Consider the following 13,851-nt stretch of genomic DNA (forward strand, 5'->3'; position numbering starts at 1 on the left):
CGCCGACGTACTTCTTCCCGCGGAGGCGAAATGAGCACCGACCTGGGTCTGCCGTCGATCGGCGGGCTGGACCTCGTCCCGACCACCGACGCCAAGCAGACCGCCAAGGACTACACCTCCGACCAGGAGGTCCGCTGGTGCCCCGGCTGCGGCGACTACGCCGTGCTCGCCGCCGTGCGCCAGTTCCTCCCCACCCTGGGGATCCGCCGCGAGAACACCGTGTTCGTGTCCGGGATCGGCTGCAGCTCCCGTTTCCCGTACTACCTGAACACCTACGGGATGCACTCCATCCACGGCCGCGCCCCGACCATCGCCACCGGCCTCGCCGTCTCCCGGCCCGACCTGTCGGTCTGGGTCGTCACCGGCGACGGCGACGCGCTCTCGATCGGCGGCAACCACCTGATCCACGCGCTGCGCCGCAACGTCAACCTCAAGATCCTGCTGTTCAACAACCGGATCTACGGGCTGACCAAGGGCCAGTACTCCCCCACCAGCGAGGTCGGGAAGGTCACCAAGTCCACCCCCATGGGCTCGCTCGACCACCCGTTCAACCCCATCTCGCTGGCCCTCGGCGCCGAGGCCTCCTTCGTGGGCCGCGCCCTGGACTCCGACCGCAAGGGCCTCACCGAGGTCCTCGGCGCCGCCGCCGCGCACCGCGGTTCCGCGCTGGTGGAGATCTTCCAGGACTGCCCGATCTTCAACGACGGCTCCTTCGACGTGCTCCGCAAGCCCGAGACCAAGGACCAGCGGCTGGTCCACATCGTCGACGGCGAGCCGATCACCTTCGGGCCCGAGGACGACAAGTTCGCCGTGGTGCAGCGCGGGTTCCGGCTCGAGGTCGTCAAGGCCGCGGACGTGGACCCGGCGGAGATCATGGTCCACGACGCGAACAACCTCGAGCTCGCGTTCGCCCTGTCCCGGCTCTCGGACCAGGACCTCAACCACACCGTCACGGGCATCTTCCGCAACGTCGACCGCACCACCTACGACGACGCCGCCCGCGCGCAGCTGCAGCAGGCCAAGGACCTGGCCGCCCAGAAGCCGGGCGGCACGGACCTGCAGGCCCTGCTCAACGGCCGCGACACCTGGACGATCGCCGGCTGACGGCCCGCCCCCACCGGACCGGCGACGGCCCGACCCCTTCCGGGGTGGGGCCGTCGGCGTTTCCGGGACCGTGGGCGGAGCTGCCCGGCGCTGCCCTCAGTGCCGCCCGAGCAGGTTGTCCGACACGTTTTCGAGGTGCCGGCGCATCCCCGCCTCGGCGGACTCCGGGTCGCGATCGCGGAGCGCCTCGACGATCTCCGTGTGCTCCTCGTGGTAGCACCGGCGCCGTTCCGGGCTGGACGTGCGGCGCTTGAGGGTGCCCCACACCGGCAGCGCGCGGGCGGTGTTGAGCACGTCGAACATGTTCATCAGCAGGCCGTTGTGCGCGGCGCTGGCGATGGCGCGGTGCAGCCGCGCGTCCCAGGACTCGAAGCCCTCGAAGTCCTCGCTGGCGCCACCACCGGCGAGGCACTCGCCGATCCGTTCGAGGTCGGCCTGGGTGGCCACGCGCGCGGCGAGCGCGGCGACCCCGGGCTCGAGCAGCAGCCGCACCTGCATGATCTCCGCCGGGCTCGTGTCGGCCGGGGCCCCGTCGACCTGCTGGACCGCCGCCTCGGTCAGGAAGGTCCCGCGCCCGACGTGCCGGATCACCACACCGTCGCGTTCGAGCGTGTCCAGCGCCCGGCGGATCGCCGAGCGCGGGACGGCGAGCCGCTCGACCAGGGCCCGTTCCGTCGGCAGCTTCGAGCCGGGCCGGAAGGTGCCGTCCTGGGCGCCCTCGGTCAACAGGGCACGCAGGGACCGCTCGACCGTCTCCATCGCCCCACCCTACCGGCTCGGCAGAACCAATCAAGACCAATAGCCCGCGAATCGAACCGGTCGAAATCTGCTCTCGACAGCGCCTTGCTGTCGGGCGTACGGTCGCATCCGGCTCGATTGGTTCAATTGGTTCAGATTGGTTCATGGGATGAAGCTGGTGACCTTCACCGACGGTGGAGCGGCCCGGGTCGGGGTGGTCGACGACGACGCGGGCGAGGTCCGCGACGTCGGCGACCTCCTCCCGCCCGGCGCGGGACTGCTCGAGGTGATCGAGGACTGGGCCGTGCTCGGCCCGCTGCTGGCCGCACGGTCCGCGGCGCTGCCGGCCCTGCCGCTGGACTCGGTGCGGCTGCTCGCGCCGATCCCGGTGCCGCGGCGCGACGTCTTCTGCGTGGGCAAGAACTACCGGGAGCACGTGGCCGAGTTCGGCCGCAGCGGCTACGACCAGCCCGACCGCTCCGAGGCCCTGCCGGAGCACCCGGTGGTGTTCGCGAAGGCGACGACCGCGGTGACCGGCCCGTTCGACGACGTGCTGGCCCACCCGGGCGTGACCGCGGAGCTGGACTACGAGGCCGAGCTCGCGGTGATCATCGGAACGGGCGGGCGTGGCATCTCGCGGGACGCGGCGTTCGACCACGTCTGGGGATACACGATCGTCGACGACGTCACCGCCCGCGACCTGCAGCGCAAGCACAAGCAGTGGCTGCTGGGCAAGTCGCTGGACACGCACTGCCCGATGGGGCCCTACGCCGTGTCGGCCGACGAGGTCCCCGACGTGACCGCCCTGCAGGTGCAGAGCCGGGTCAACGGCGAGCTCCGGCAGTCGGCCCCGGTCAAGGACCTGATCTTCGACATCCCCGAGCTGATCGCCACGATCTCGGCCGGCATCACCCTGCTGCCCGGCGACGTGATCGCCACCGGGACCCCGGCCGGGGTGGGCATCGGCTTCGACCCGCCGCGGTTCCTGGCGACCGGCGACGTCGTCGCGGTGTCGATCACGGGCCTCGGCGCGCAGCGCAACCGCATCACCTGACCGGCCCCCGCACGACCACCACCACCGAAGGAGAGACGTGAAGGTCAACGGCAAGGAACTGGCTGTCGAGATCGAGGGCGAGGGGCCCGCGGTCCTGTTCGTGCACGGACTCGGCGGGACCTCGAACTTCTACCAGGTCCAGGCCGACGCGCTCGCCGGCTCGCACACCGTGATCCGGGTCGACTCGGCCGGCGCCGGCCGCTCCCCGGTCGCCGACGGCATCGGCATCGGGTCGCACGCCGACGACCTGGCGGGGGTGCTCGACCAGGCCGGCGTCACGACGGCGCACGTGGTCGGGCACTCGATGGGCACCCTGGTGGTGCGCGAGTTCGCCCGCCGGTACCGCGACCGGGTCAGCTCCCTGACGCTGCTCGGCGCCGTCCGCGAGCCCGCCGAGGCCGGCCGCCAGGCGCAGCGCGACCGGGCGGCGGTCCTGCGCGACAAGGGCACCGCCGCCGTCGCCCCCGGAGTGGTCGCCAACGCGCTGTCCGAGAGCACCCGGACGGACAGGCCCGAGGTGGCCGCTTTCGTGCGGGAGCTGGTGATGCGCCAGGACCCGGAGGGCTACGCCCGCAACTGCGAGGCCCTCGCCGCCGCCACCGACCCCGGACCTGTCGACCCCGCGCTGCCGCTGCTGCTGATCACCGGCGACGAGGACAAGGTCGGGCCGCCCGACGCCAGCCGCGAGCTGGCCGAGGCGCACGGCTCGGCGACGCTCGAGATCCTGCCCGGCGTCGGGCACTGGACCGCCCTCGAGGCCGCCCGCCCCGTCACCGACCACCTGCTCAAGTTCCTCTGACCCACCCTGCCCGGGGTGACCGCCCCGGTGAGCCCGCCAGAACCTCAAGGAAGAGGAGGGGCACCGTGCCCACCACGACCAGCAAGATCCTGTTCCGTGACGTCTCGATCCTCGACTCCACCGGCGCCGACCCCTACCGCGGCGACGTCCTGGTCGAGGGCGACCGCATCGCCGCGGTCGGCACCGTCGACCCGTCCCGCACCGAAGGGGCGCGGGTGGTGGAGGGCCGCGGCCGGACGCTGATGTCCGGACTGTGCGACGCCCACACCCACTTCAGCTGGAACAACTCCGCCGACCTCGACGGCCTGGGCACGATGCCGGTCGAGGAGCACCTGCTCTTCGCCATCGAGTCCGCGCGGACCTACATCGACTCCGGCTACACGATGTGCCTCGGTGCGGCCTCGGCGAAGGACCGGCTCGACGTCGTCTGCCGCGACGCGATCAACGCCGGCCGCATCCCCGGCCCCCGTTACCTGGCCAACGGCCCGGAGATCGCCGTGACCGGCGGCGCCCTGATCAAGTCGATCACCAAGTTCGCCGACGGGCCGGAGGGCATGCGCAAGGCCGTCCGCGAGCTGATCGACATCGGCGTGGACCAGATCAAGCTGTCCATGACCGGCGAGGAGATCACCGGCACCCAGCGTGCGGAGGACACCTATTTCTCCGACGAGGAGGTGGCGGCCGCCGTCGCCGAGGCGCACCGGCGGGGCAAGCGGGTCTGCGCCCACGCCCGCAGCGCCGAGAGCGTGAAGATGTGCGTGCGCCACCACGTCGACGTGATCTACCACGCCAGCTTCACCGACGCCGAGGGCATGGACATGCTCGAGGCCAACAAGGACTGGGTGTTCGTCGCCCCCGGGATCAACTGGCTCGTCGCCACCCTCTACGAGGCCGAGGCCTTCGGGTTCCCGCAGGAGGCCGCCGAGGCCGTCGGGTACAAGAAGGAACTGGAGATGGCCATCGCCGGGCTGCGCGAGATGCACCGGCGCGGGATCAAGGTCCTGCCCGGCGGCGACTACGGCTTCGCCTGGACGCCGCACGGCACCTACGCCCGCGACCTGCAGCACTTCGTGGAGCTGCTGGGCTTCACCCCGATGGAGGCGATCATCTCCGCCACCGCCTGGGGCGGCGAGATCATGCTGCGGCCGGACGAGCTCGGCAAGGTCCAGCCCGGCTACCTCGCCGACCTCCTGCTGGTCGACGGCGACCCGCTCGCCGACATCACGATCCTGCAGGACCAGACGAAGCTGACCTACATCATGAAGGACGGCCGGTTCCACAAGGAGGCCAGTGAGGACGGGGCCACCACCCCGCCGCTGCCCGGCAACGTGGATCGCAACCAGGCCCCGGCCGGCGTCTGACGGCCGCTCCCCGTTCGAGATCGAGGGCTGCCGCCCGGCGCCGCGTCACCGGCCCGGGCGGCAGCCCCCGCACACCCATCGACGACCCGGTGGTCACCGTGACCGGCCGTCGCGCCCCGACGACCGCCACGACCTCGGGCCCGCCGCACCGCCCGACCCTCTCGCAGTCACCGACGATGGAGCACACCTGATGAGTGGCGACACAGGAGACACTGCCGTCTCCTCCACCGCGGGCACGAAACTACCCGCCCTCGACATCTCCCACCACGACGATCCGGCCGTCCTCGCCGAGGCCTCCCGCGACGACTACGCCCTGCACGTCGTGCCGCGCAGCTGGCGGCTGCCGGCCCCCAAGATGGCCCTGGCCTGGTCGTCGGTCATGGCCGCCATGTTCTGGGTGGTCGTCGCCGCCGGCGCCTCCCTCGTCGTCGGCACCCGTCAGGCGCTCATCGGCCTGGTCGCCGCGGTCCTGGTCCACGGCGGGATCTGCATCGTCATGTCCCGCACCGCGGCGAGCACCGGGCTGACCGTCGGCCTGTTCTCGCGCGCCCTCTTCGGCTACCGCGGCGCCGCGGTCGCCACGCTGGCGCTCGCCCTGACCGGCACCTGGTTCGCGGTGTTCGAGGGCTCCGTGCTGGCCGTCGCGGCCCAGGCGGAGTTCGGTGGCCCCGTCCAGCTGTGGTACGCGGTCGTCACCGTCTGCGCGATCGGGCTCGCCCTGGGCGGCGTCCGGGTCTGGCTGGAGAAGGTGAACGCCCTCCTCCTGCCGGTCTTCGCCGTGGGTCTCGTCGTGACGGTGGTCTGGTCGACCGTGGCCTACGGCTACGACAGCGCCTGGCTGACGGCGGAAGCGCAGACGCCGACGCGGATGGCGGGGCCGGGCTGGCTGTTCGTCTTCGCGATCTACATGGGCGTCTTCTCGAACATGCTCTACACCTTCGACTTCGCCCGGATGGGCCGCGTGCAGGACTCCCGCCGCAACGGGTTGCACACCTTCGGCTTCACCTTCTACTTCTTCACGATCCTGGTGAACGGCGCGGTGGGCATCTACCTGGTGCACACCCTGCCGCTGGCCGACGTCAGCGAGTCCGGTCTGGTGCAGGGCATCGTCAAGCTGATGGGCGTGGTCGGGCTGCTCTTCATCGTCGCCACCCAAACGAAGATCAACACCGCGAACTTCTACGTCGGGTCCACCAACTTCCAGAGCTTCTTCTCGCGCACGTTCGGCCTCAACCTCTCGCGCACGGTCTGGGTGATCGTCGTCGGCGTCGTGTCGTTCGGCGTGATGATCCTGAACATCTTCAGCTTCATCAACACCTGGCTCGCCTACCAGGGCACGATCCTGGTGGCCTGGGTGGGGATCGCGCTGGTCTTCGTCGTGGCGCGGCGACGCGTGGGTCTGCCGGCCTTCGAGTTCCGGCCCGGCCGGGTCCCCGGCGTCAACCCTGCGGGGCTCACCGCCTGGATCGTGTCCTCCGGTGTCGGCATCGTCCTGATCGCGACCGGCAGCCCGATCGCCAGCACGTGGGCGCTCGTCCTCACCTTCGCGGTGTCCGTCCTGGTGAGCGCCGCCCTGCTGGCTGTGTCCGGCAACCGGTGGGCCGCCCTCGGCCGCCCGCACGACCCGCGCGACGAGGTCGCCGACGTCTGGGACGACCGGATCCGCTGCCACAGCTGCGAGCGGTCCTACGTCGCCGTCGAGATGGACCGCGACCCGAGCCGGGGGCACCTGCCCATCTGCGCCTCCTGCGCCACCGGGCACACCTTCCGCGCGGCCGCGGTCGCCGAGTCCACGGCCTCCTGACCCCACCATCACCACGAGGCCGCCGCCCGATGCCCGGATCCGGCGCCGGGCGGCGGTGCGCACGAACCCGAGGACGACATGCCGCTCCTGATCTGCCGCACCTGCCCCCGCTACGACCCCGCCGGGTCCGGCCGCTTCGGCCGTGCCCTCACCGAGGCGTTGCGGGAGGACCCCGCCGCGGAGGCGGTGCCGGTGCGCTCCGTGCAGTGTCTGGGCGGGTGTCCGGACGACGGCGTCGCCGCCGTCGACGGCCCGGGCAAGGCCCGGGTCCGGTTCACCGGACTCGACGCCGGACACGCCGGCGCGCTGGTGGCGGCCGCGCAGGCCCACGCCGGCAGCCGCTCCGGGACGCCGGAGGACTGGGACGTCCCTGCCGAGCTCCGGGAGCGGATCAGCTCGGTGACGCCGAAGCGTCCGGCCCTCGAGTTCCGTCCGTGGGTAGCCGGCCGCCCGTGACGCCTCCGGTCAGCGCGGGTCGTCCGGTGGCTCGCGGCCCGGCGGGAGGTCGGGCGGCTCGTCGGGCTCGGGTGCGCGCGGCTCGGGCGGGGTGAACAGGGCGTGCCCACGGTCCTGCGGCGGCACGAGGGGCCCGTCGGCCCCGCCGCCCCTCGGCCCGGGGCCGGGCTGCCGCGGCACGACGGGCCCGGCGTCTCCCCCACGCGGCGGCCCCTCCGGGGTGCCGTGCCGGAGCCGGGCCGGTGCCCCGAGGGCCGACGAGCCCGAACGACGTCGGCGGCCGAGGGCCGGCAGTGCGGGGTCGCCGCCGGAGGGCCGGGCGTGCCGCGGCACGCCGGGGATCGGCGTCGGCGGGGCCTGGGCCGCGCGGACGGGATCGACCGGCTCGTCGCGACGCGCGGCCGCCTCCCGGGCGCGTGCCGCCTCCCGGCGGGCCGGACGGGCCACGAGCAGCCACGTCGCCAGGGCGCCGAGCAGGAACGCGGCCAGGCAGAGCAGCCACATCTGCGCGAACAGCGCCCCCACGCCCGTCACCTCCCTGCTCCCTCCATCGCTCCGTCCGCGTGATCCGCTACCGGGTCACCCCAGCAGCACCTCGACCCGCCGGCTGGCCTCCGGGGTCCCGAGCGGGCCCGCGTCGCCCACGCCGTCGACGGTGATCCGCTGCGGCTCGACCCCGACCGCGAGCAGCGCCGCCGCGACGGCCTCGGCCCGCTCCCGGGACAGCCGCACCGCCCGCTCGGCCGGCCCGGGCAGGTCCGCCGTGTGCCCGACGAGCCGGACCGGGACGCCGGGCATGGTCTCGAGCATGCCACCGAGCTGCGCCACGGTGGCGGCGGTCGCGGGCCGCAGTCGTGCGCTCTCGCCGTCGAACAGCAGCGGGGCCCCGGCGAGGAGGCGCTCGACGCCCGACCGGTCCACCACCACGCCGGGCGGTGGCGCGGTGGCGGCCGTGGGCACGGCGGCCGACGACGGCGGCGCCGTCACGGGCGCCCCGCGGCCGGGTCCGGGGCCCTCGGGCGCAGGACGGACCCACAGCAGCCCGATCGAGGCCAGGACCGCCGGCACCAGGACCGCCGCCGCGATCCACAGCGCACGCCGCGACCGGCCGACTCCCGCGGTCGTCCCCACCGCTCCCCTTCCGTCGACCGGAAGGACGACGGTCACCCATCGGCATCACGGAGCGGTCTCGCGGGCGTCACGAGAGCGTGCCGGGTGCCCGGACCGGCGCCGATCCGTTTCACGCTCGAACATTCCGCCCTCGGATGTTCTGATGGAGCGGTGAGTGTCAGGGAAGCCGCACCCCAGCTGGACCGCCGGGGCGTCGGCCTCGGCGTCGCCGCACACGTCGTCTGGGGGCTCTTCCCGGCGTTCTGGCCGCTGCTCGACCCGTCGGGCCCGGTCGAGGTCCTCGCCCACCGGATCGTCTGGACGATGGTCCTGATGGCGGGTGTGCTGACCGCGCTGCGGGGCTGGGGCGCGCTGCGCACGCTGTCGGGCCGCGGGTGGCTGACGGTCGCGGCCGCGGCCACGGTGATCACCGTCAACTGGGGCGTGTTCATCTACGGCGTCTCGATCCAGCGGGTCGTGGACATCGCCCTCGGCTACTACATGAGCCCGCTGGTCAGCGTGCTGCTCGGCGTCCTGGTGCTGCGCGAGCGGCCGAACCGCGCCCAGGTGGCGGCGCTGGGGATCGCGGCCCTCGCGGTCGTGGTGATCAGCGTGGGCGCCGGCAGCCCGCCCTGGCTCGGGCTGGTCCTGGCCGTGTCGTTCGGGGTGTACGGGCTGCTGAAGAAGAAGGTCGCGCTACCGTCGACGGCGAGCCTGACGGGCGAGGGCCTCGTGGTCGGGCCGATCGCCCTCGCGTTCGTGATCTCCCTGCAGGTGAGCGGCCAGGGCACCTTCACCTCGCTGGGCGGCTTCCACGCGGCGATGATGGTGCTCGCCGGCCCGGTCACCGCCCTGCCGCTGCTGCTCTACGGCGCCGCGGCCCGGTTGATCCCGCTCACGACGCTCGGCACGCTCATGTACCTCACGCCGACGATGCAGTTCCTCTACGGCGTGCTGGTCAACGGCGAGGCCATGCCGCTGTCCCGGTGGATCGGGTTCGGGCTGGTGTGGATCGCCCTTGCGGTCTTCACCGTCGACCTGGTCCGGGCCACCCGCTCCCGCCCCGGGGCGGAGCTCCTGCCCACCCCGGAGCCCGAGGCCCGCTGACCCCGACTCGCGCCGCCCGAACTCCCGACTCGCGCCGCCCGAACTCCCGACTCGCGGGGAAGGGTCAGGCGATGCGGTCGATCGTGTAGCCCGTGAGGGTGCCGAGGGCCTCGGTGGCGGGGCAGGCGGGGAGCTTGCCCAGCTCGGCGCGGGCCTCCTGCGCGTACCCGGCGAGGGTGTCCTTGGCCCGCGGGATCCCCGGGCCGGACCGCAGCAGCGCCAGGGCCTCCTCGACCTCCGCGTCGGCCTGGATGGGCGCCGACAGCAGCGACCGCAGCCGGTCGGGGCAGCCCGGGTCCTGCAGCGCGTACAGCATCGGCAGCGTGTGCACGCCCTCGCGCAGGTCCGTGCCCGGCGTCTTGCCCGAGTCGAGCGAGGGCGACGCGATGTCGATGATGTCGTCCGAGATCTGGAACGCCGTGCCGATCGTGGCGCCGAAGCGGTGCAGCGACTCGACCTGCTCGGCGGTGCAGCCCGAGAACATCCCGCCGTACCGGCCCGCGGTGGCGATCAGCGAGCCGGTCTTCTCGGCGATGACCTGCAGGTAGTGCTGCACCGGGTCGTCCGACGGGCCGGGGCCGCGGGTCTCGCGCATCTGCCCCGTGACCAGCTCGGCGAAGGTCTCGGCGATGATCCGCACGGCGTCGGGCCCGAGGTCGGCCACCAGCCGCGACGCGTGCGCGAACAGGAAGTCCCCGGTCAGGATCGCGACCGTGTTGTCCCAGCGGTGGTTGGCGCTCTCGGCCCCGCGGCGCATCGTGGCCGAGTCCATGACGTCGTCGTGGTAGAGCGTGGCCAGGTGCACCAGCTCGACGACGGCGGCGGCGCGCACCACGTCGTCCCCGTCCGGCTCGGGCCCGATCTGCGCGCTGAGCAGGGTGAACAGCGGCCGGAACCGCTTGCCGCCCGCGTCGATCAGGTGCAGGGACGTCTCGCTGACGAAGTGGTAGTCGCTGTGCACCTCACGGTGCAGCAGCTCCTCCACCCGCTCGAGCCCGCGCGCCGTCGCGGCGGCCAGGTCCGGGTCGGCGAGCTCCACACCCGCCACGCTCTGCGTCTCCACGCGCACCAGCCTACGAGGCCTGCCCGAGCTCAGCCTGTGAGGCCGCCCGCGCCGGCCCAGCCGAGCACCAGCGTCGGGGCGACACCCAGCAGGAGGGTCACCACGACGCCGAGCGTGACCGCGACCGTGGTGAACGCGCCCGGCACGGTGACCGTGGGTCCGTCCTCCGGCGTCTCGCTGAAGTACATCAGCACGATCACCCGCAGGTAGAAGAACGCGGCCACCGCCGAGAACACCAGCGCGATGACGACCAGCGGGGCCATCCCGTCCCCGAGCGCCGCCGAGAACACCGCGAACTTGGCGGTGAACCCGCTGGTGAGCGGGATGCCGGCGAGACCGAGCAGCAGGAAGGTCATCACGCCGGCGAGGATCGGCGAGCGTTTCGCCAGCCCTGCCCACTGGGACAGGTGGGTCGCCTCGCCGTCGGCGGTGCGCACCAGCGAGATCACGCCGAACACGCCGAGCGTGGTGAAGCCGTAGGCCAGCAGGTAGAACAGCGTCGACGAGACCCCCTCCCGCGTGATGGCCATGACACCGAGCAGCAGGAACCCGGCGTGTGCCACCGACGAGTAGGCGATCATGCGCTTGAGGTCGGTCTGGGTGAGGCCGAGCACCGCGCCGATGGCCATGGAGGCGATCGCGACCACCCACATCACCCCGCGCCACTCCCAGTGCGTGGACCCGAAGGCCACGTGCAGCACGCGCAGGAGCGCCCCGAACGCCGCGACCTTGGTGCAGGCCGCCATGAACGCGGTGATCGGCGTGGGCGCGCCCTGGTAGACATCGGGCGTCCAGGTGTGGAACGGGCCGACCGAACCCTTGAACAGCAGCCCGACGACGAGCAGCGCGAGCCCGCCGAACAGCAGCGCGTCGGACTTCGGCGTGCCCACCGCGGCCGTCGCGATGGCCACGAGCTTGACCGAGCCGGCGTAGCCGTAGAGCAGCGCGAGCCCGTAGAGGAAGAACGCCGAGGCGAACGCACCCAGCAGGAAGTACTTGACCGCGGCCTCCTGCGACAGCAGCCGCCGGCGCCGCGCCAGCCCGCACACCAGGTACAGCGGCAGCGAGAGCACCTCGAGCGCCACGAACATCGTGAGCAGGTCGTTCGCCGCGACGAAGGCCATCATCCCGCCGAGCGCGAACAGCACGAACGGGAAGACCTCGGTCTGCATCGTCGGCGCCTCGCCGGGCGCCCCGTAGGACCGGTCGACGTGCTCCGGGTCGACGCCGGTGGGCCCGGTCGTGGTGCCCGGCGCGGCCGCGACCGACGCCCGCTCCACCGCGGAGGCGATGAACGCGCCGCCCGGCTCCACCGAGCGGTCCGCGATCAGCAGGAGCGAGCCGAACCCGAGCACCAGCAGCGTGCCCCACAGGAACAGCGTCGGGCCGTCCACGGTCAGCGCCGAGGCCAGGGTGACGATCCCCGCCACGGGCGCCGACCCCGCGTAGACGCCGAGCGCGATGCCCGCGACCGCGACGACCAGCACGGACAGCGCGACCTGTGCGGGCCACCGCTGGTGCCGCGGCAGGAACGCCTCGAACAGCACGGAGACACACGCGCCACCGAGCACGACGAGCAGCGGCGCGATCGCCGCGTAGTCGATCGGGGGCGCCGTCAGCGGGGCCACCTGCGCGAGCGCGTTCACCGGACACCTCCCACGACGCCGCCGGCCGGCACCGGGTCGGGCAGCCCGACCTCGGTGATCGTCGACTGCACGGACGGATTGATCACGTCGAGCACGGGGCCCGGGAAGAACCCGAGCACCACGATCACGACGATCAGCGGGGCCAGCACCCCGATCTCACGCTTGGTGAGGTCGGGGAAGCCGGAGCCGCGCTCCGCGGCCACGGCCGGGTCGATCATCGCCCCCGGCCCGCCGACGCCGCCGGCCTCCAGCGCCCGGATCACGGCGTTGCCGCGGACCGGGCCCTGCATCGTCTGCTGGTAGAACCACAGAATGTAGAGCGCGGCGAAGATGATGCCGACGGTCGCGATGATCGTCGCGACCGGCTCCCGCGGGAACGACCCGACCAGCACCAGGAACTCGCTGACGAACGAGTTGGTGCCCGGCAGGGCCAGCGACGACATCCCCGCGAGCAGCAGGCAGCCGGCCAGCAGCGGCGCGAGCTTCGAGACGCCGCCGTAGTCGCTCATCAGCCGGGACCCGCCGCGGGCCACCAGCAGACCCACCATCACGAAGAGCATGCCGGTGGAGAGGCCGTGGTTGACCATGTAGAGCGTCGCGCCGGCGAAGGCCTGGCTGGAGAAGGCGAACGTGCCGAGCGCGATGAAACCGAAGTGCGCGATCGACGTGTAGGCCACGAACCGGCTCATGTCCTTCTGCCCCACGGCGAGCAGTGCGCCGTAGATGATGCCGATGACCGCCAGCACCAGCACCAGCGGCGCCAGGACCTGACTGGCCTGCGGGAACAGTGGCAGGCAGTAGCGCAGGAACCCGAAGGTGCCCACCTTGTCCAGCACGCCGACGAGCAGGACCGCGGCCACGATCGGGGCCTCGGCACCGGCGTCGGGCAGCCAGGTGTGGAAGGGCACCAGCGGCGCCTTGATCGCGAACGCCACGAAGAAGCCGAGGAACAGCCAGATCTGGGTCGACGTCGGCGTGCTCTGCGCGATCGACTGCAGGTCGCTCCAGGTGAACGTGCCGGCGCCGAGCTGGTCGGCGCTCGTCACGTACAGCCCGATCAGCGAGGCCAGCATGATCAGGCCGCCGAGCAGCGAGTACAGGAAGAACTTGACCGAGGCGTACTGCCGGTTCGGGCCGCCGAAGCGCCCGATCAGGAAGTACATCGGGATGAGCATCGCCTCGAAGAAGACGTAGAACAGGAACACGTCCGTGGCCGTGAAGACGCCCATCAGCGTGGCCTGGGTGGCGAGCAGCAGGGCGAAGTAGCCCGACGCCGTGCGGCCCTCCGGCAGCTTCTCCGCCCAGGCGAAGAGCATCAGGCCGGGCACCAGGAACGCCGTCAGGGCGATCATGACGAGCGCGATGCCGTCGATGCCGAAGGCCAGGTGCGTGCCGAACGCCGGGATCCACGGCACCGAGAACACGTACTGGAAGCGCTCGCCCGAGCTCGCGGCGTCCGTGGAGTACCCCACCCACGTCACGACGACGAGGACGAACTCCAGCAGCGCCGTCGCCATCGCCACGGCCTTCGCCAGGGGGACGTTGGTGCGCAGCGGGTACATCAGCAGGGCGCCGAGGACCGGCAGGAGCAGCAGGACCAGCAGCATCA

Annotated in this window: 13 protein-coding genes; 7 read left to right on the forward strand and 6 right to left on the reverse strand. The window is 72.5% G+C overall.

What is annotated here, in order from left to right; translation table 11 throughout:
• Nucleotides 1–30 precede the first annotated feature (30 nt).
• Nucleotides 31–1,104, forward strand: a complete 1,074-nt coding sequence (locus LWC35_RS06915; RefSeq protein ID WP_232869049.1) for a 2-oxoacid:ferredoxin oxidoreductase subunit beta — start codon at nucleotides 31–33, stop codon at nucleotides 1,102–1,104.
• A gap of 96 nt (nucleotides 1,105–1,200) precedes the next feature.
• Here LWC35_RS06915 and LWC35_RS06920 read toward each other — a convergent pair whose 3' ends face one another.
• Nucleotides 1,201–1,863 carry a FadR/GntR family transcriptional regulator gene (locus LWC35_RS06920; RefSeq protein ID WP_232869050.1) on the reverse strand — a complete coding sequence of 221 codons (663 nt, stop codon included), beginning with the start codon at nucleotides 1,861–1,863 and terminating at the stop codon, nucleotides 1,201–1,203.
• Between the two features lie 148 nt (nucleotides 1,864–2,011).
• Here LWC35_RS06920 and LWC35_RS06925 point away from each other — a divergent pair, with 148 nt between their 5' ends.
• The 5 genes from LWC35_RS06925 (at nucleotide 2,012) to LWC35_RS06945 (ending at nucleotide 7,316) form a co-directional block, all read left to right on the forward strand.
• Nucleotides 2,012–2,896, forward strand: a complete 885-nt coding sequence (locus LWC35_RS06925) for a fumarylacetoacetate hydrolase family protein (protein ID WP_232869051.1) — start codon at nucleotides 2,012–2,014, stop codon at nucleotides 2,894–2,896.
• Nucleotides 2,897–2,933: 37 nt separating this feature from the next.
• Nucleotides 2,934–3,695: an alpha/beta fold hydrolase gene (locus tag LWC35_RS06930; protein WP_232869052.1), complete on the forward strand. Its 762-nt coding sequence runs from the start codon at nucleotides 2,934–2,936 to the stop codon at nucleotides 3,693–3,695.
• 65 nt (nucleotides 3,696–3,760) lie between these two features.
• A complete protein-coding gene (locus LWC35_RS06935) occupies nucleotides 3,761–5,056 on the forward strand; it encodes a metal-dependent hydrolase family protein (RefSeq protein ID WP_232869053.1) in 1,296 nt (431 codons plus the stop codon).
• Between the two features lie 190 nt (nucleotides 5,057–5,246).
• Entirely contained in the window at nucleotides 5,247–6,860 is a 1,614-nt protein-coding gene (locus LWC35_RS06940; RefSeq protein WP_232869054.1) for a purine-cytosine permease family protein, read from the forward strand.
• A gap of 78 nt (nucleotides 6,861–6,938) precedes the next feature.
• The gene (locus tag LWC35_RS06945) at nucleotides 6,939–7,316 is read left to right on the forward strand and encodes a DUF1636 family protein (protein ID WP_232869055.1); all 378 of its coding nucleotides are present in this window, start codon (nucleotides 6,939–6,941) and stop codon (nucleotides 7,314–7,316) included.
• 9 nt (nucleotides 7,317–7,325) lie between these two features.
• Here the strand turns inward: LWC35_RS06945 and LWC35_RS06950 are convergent, their stop codons facing one another.
• Together LWC35_RS06950 and LWC35_RS40175 are read right to left on the reverse strand one after the other, a co-directional pair.
• Nucleotides 7,326–7,850: a hypothetical protein gene (locus LWC35_RS06950; RefSeq protein ID WP_232869056.1), complete on the reverse strand. Its 525-nt coding sequence runs from the start codon at nucleotides 7,848–7,850 to the stop codon at nucleotides 7,326–7,328.
• Nucleotides 7,851–7,895: 45 nt separating this feature from the next.
• Complete coding sequence (locus tag LWC35_RS40175) at nucleotides 7,896–8,447, reverse strand: OmpA family protein (RefSeq protein WP_232869057.1); 552 nt, start codon at nucleotides 8,445–8,447, stop codon at nucleotides 7,896–7,898.
• A gap of 150 nt (nucleotides 8,448–8,597) precedes the next feature.
• On the opposite strand from LWC35_RS40175, the gene rarD reads away from it, so the two are divergent.
• Nucleotides 8,598–9,533 carry an EamA family transporter RarD gene (gene rarD, locus LWC35_RS06960; protein WP_232869058.1) on the forward strand — a complete coding sequence of 312 codons (936 nt, stop codon included), beginning with the start codon at nucleotides 8,598–8,600 and terminating at the stop codon, nucleotides 9,531–9,533.
• A gap of 64 nt (nucleotides 9,534–9,597) precedes the next feature.
• Here the strand turns inward: rarD and LWC35_RS06965 are convergent, their stop codons facing one another.
• Genes LWC35_RS06965 through LWC35_RS06975 form a run of 3 tightly spaced genes read right to left on the reverse strand, consistent with a single transcriptional unit; the run spans nucleotide 9,598 to nucleotide 13,849 of the window.
• Nucleotides 9,598–10,596 carry a polyprenyl synthetase family protein gene (locus LWC35_RS06965; protein ID WP_232869059.1) on the reverse strand — a complete coding sequence of 333 codons (999 nt, stop codon included), beginning with the start codon at nucleotides 10,594–10,596 and terminating at the stop codon, nucleotides 9,598–9,600.
• A 29-nt stretch (nucleotides 10,597–10,625) separates the two neighbouring features.
• Complete coding sequence (nuoN, locus tag LWC35_RS06970; RefSeq protein ID WP_232869060.1) at nucleotides 10,626–12,242, reverse strand: NADH-quinone oxidoreductase subunit NuoN; 1,617 nt, start codon at nucleotides 12,240–12,242, stop codon at nucleotides 10,626–10,628.
• Nucleotides 12,239–13,849 (reverse strand): NADH-quinone oxidoreductase subunit M, encoded by a 1,611-nt coding sequence (locus LWC35_RS06975; RefSeq protein ID WP_232869116.1) that lies wholly within the window; start codon nucleotides 13,847–13,849, stop codon nucleotides 12,239–12,241. The genes nuoN and LWC35_RS06975 overlap by 4 nt, the downstream gene beginning before the upstream one ends.
• Between the last annotated feature and the right edge of the window lie 2 nt (nucleotides 13,850–13,851).

The organism is Pseudonocardia kujensis (genome assembly GCF_021283305.1).
GTDB lineage: Bacteria > Actinomycetota > Actinomycetes > Mycobacteriales > Pseudonocardiaceae > Pseudonocardia > Pseudonocardia kujensis.

Coding starts and splice junctions, on each gene's coding strand:
- LWC35_RS06915 (WP_232869049.1), top strand. CDS start 31: ATGAGCACCGACCTGGGTCTGCCGTCGATCGGCGGGCTGGACCTCGTC.
- LWC35_RS06920 (WP_232869050.1), bottom strand. CDS start 1,863: ATGGAGACGGTCGAGCGGTCCCTGCGTGCCCTGTTGACCGAGGGCGCC.
- LWC35_RS06925 (WP_232869051.1), top strand. CDS start 2,012: ATGAAGCTGGTGACCTTCACCGACGGTGGAGCGGCCCGGGTCGGGGTG.
- LWC35_RS06940 (WP_232869054.1), top strand. CDS start 5,247: ATGAGTGGCGACACAGGAGACACTGCCGTCTCCTCCACCGCGGGCACG.
- LWC35_RS06945 (WP_232869055.1), top strand. CDS start 6,939: ATGCCGCTCCTGATCTGCCGCACCTGCCCCCGCTACGACCCCGCCGGG.
- LWC35_RS06975 (WP_232869116.1), bottom strand. CDS start 13,849: ATGCTGCTGGTCCTGCTGCTCCTGCCGGTCCTCGGCGCCCTGCTGATG.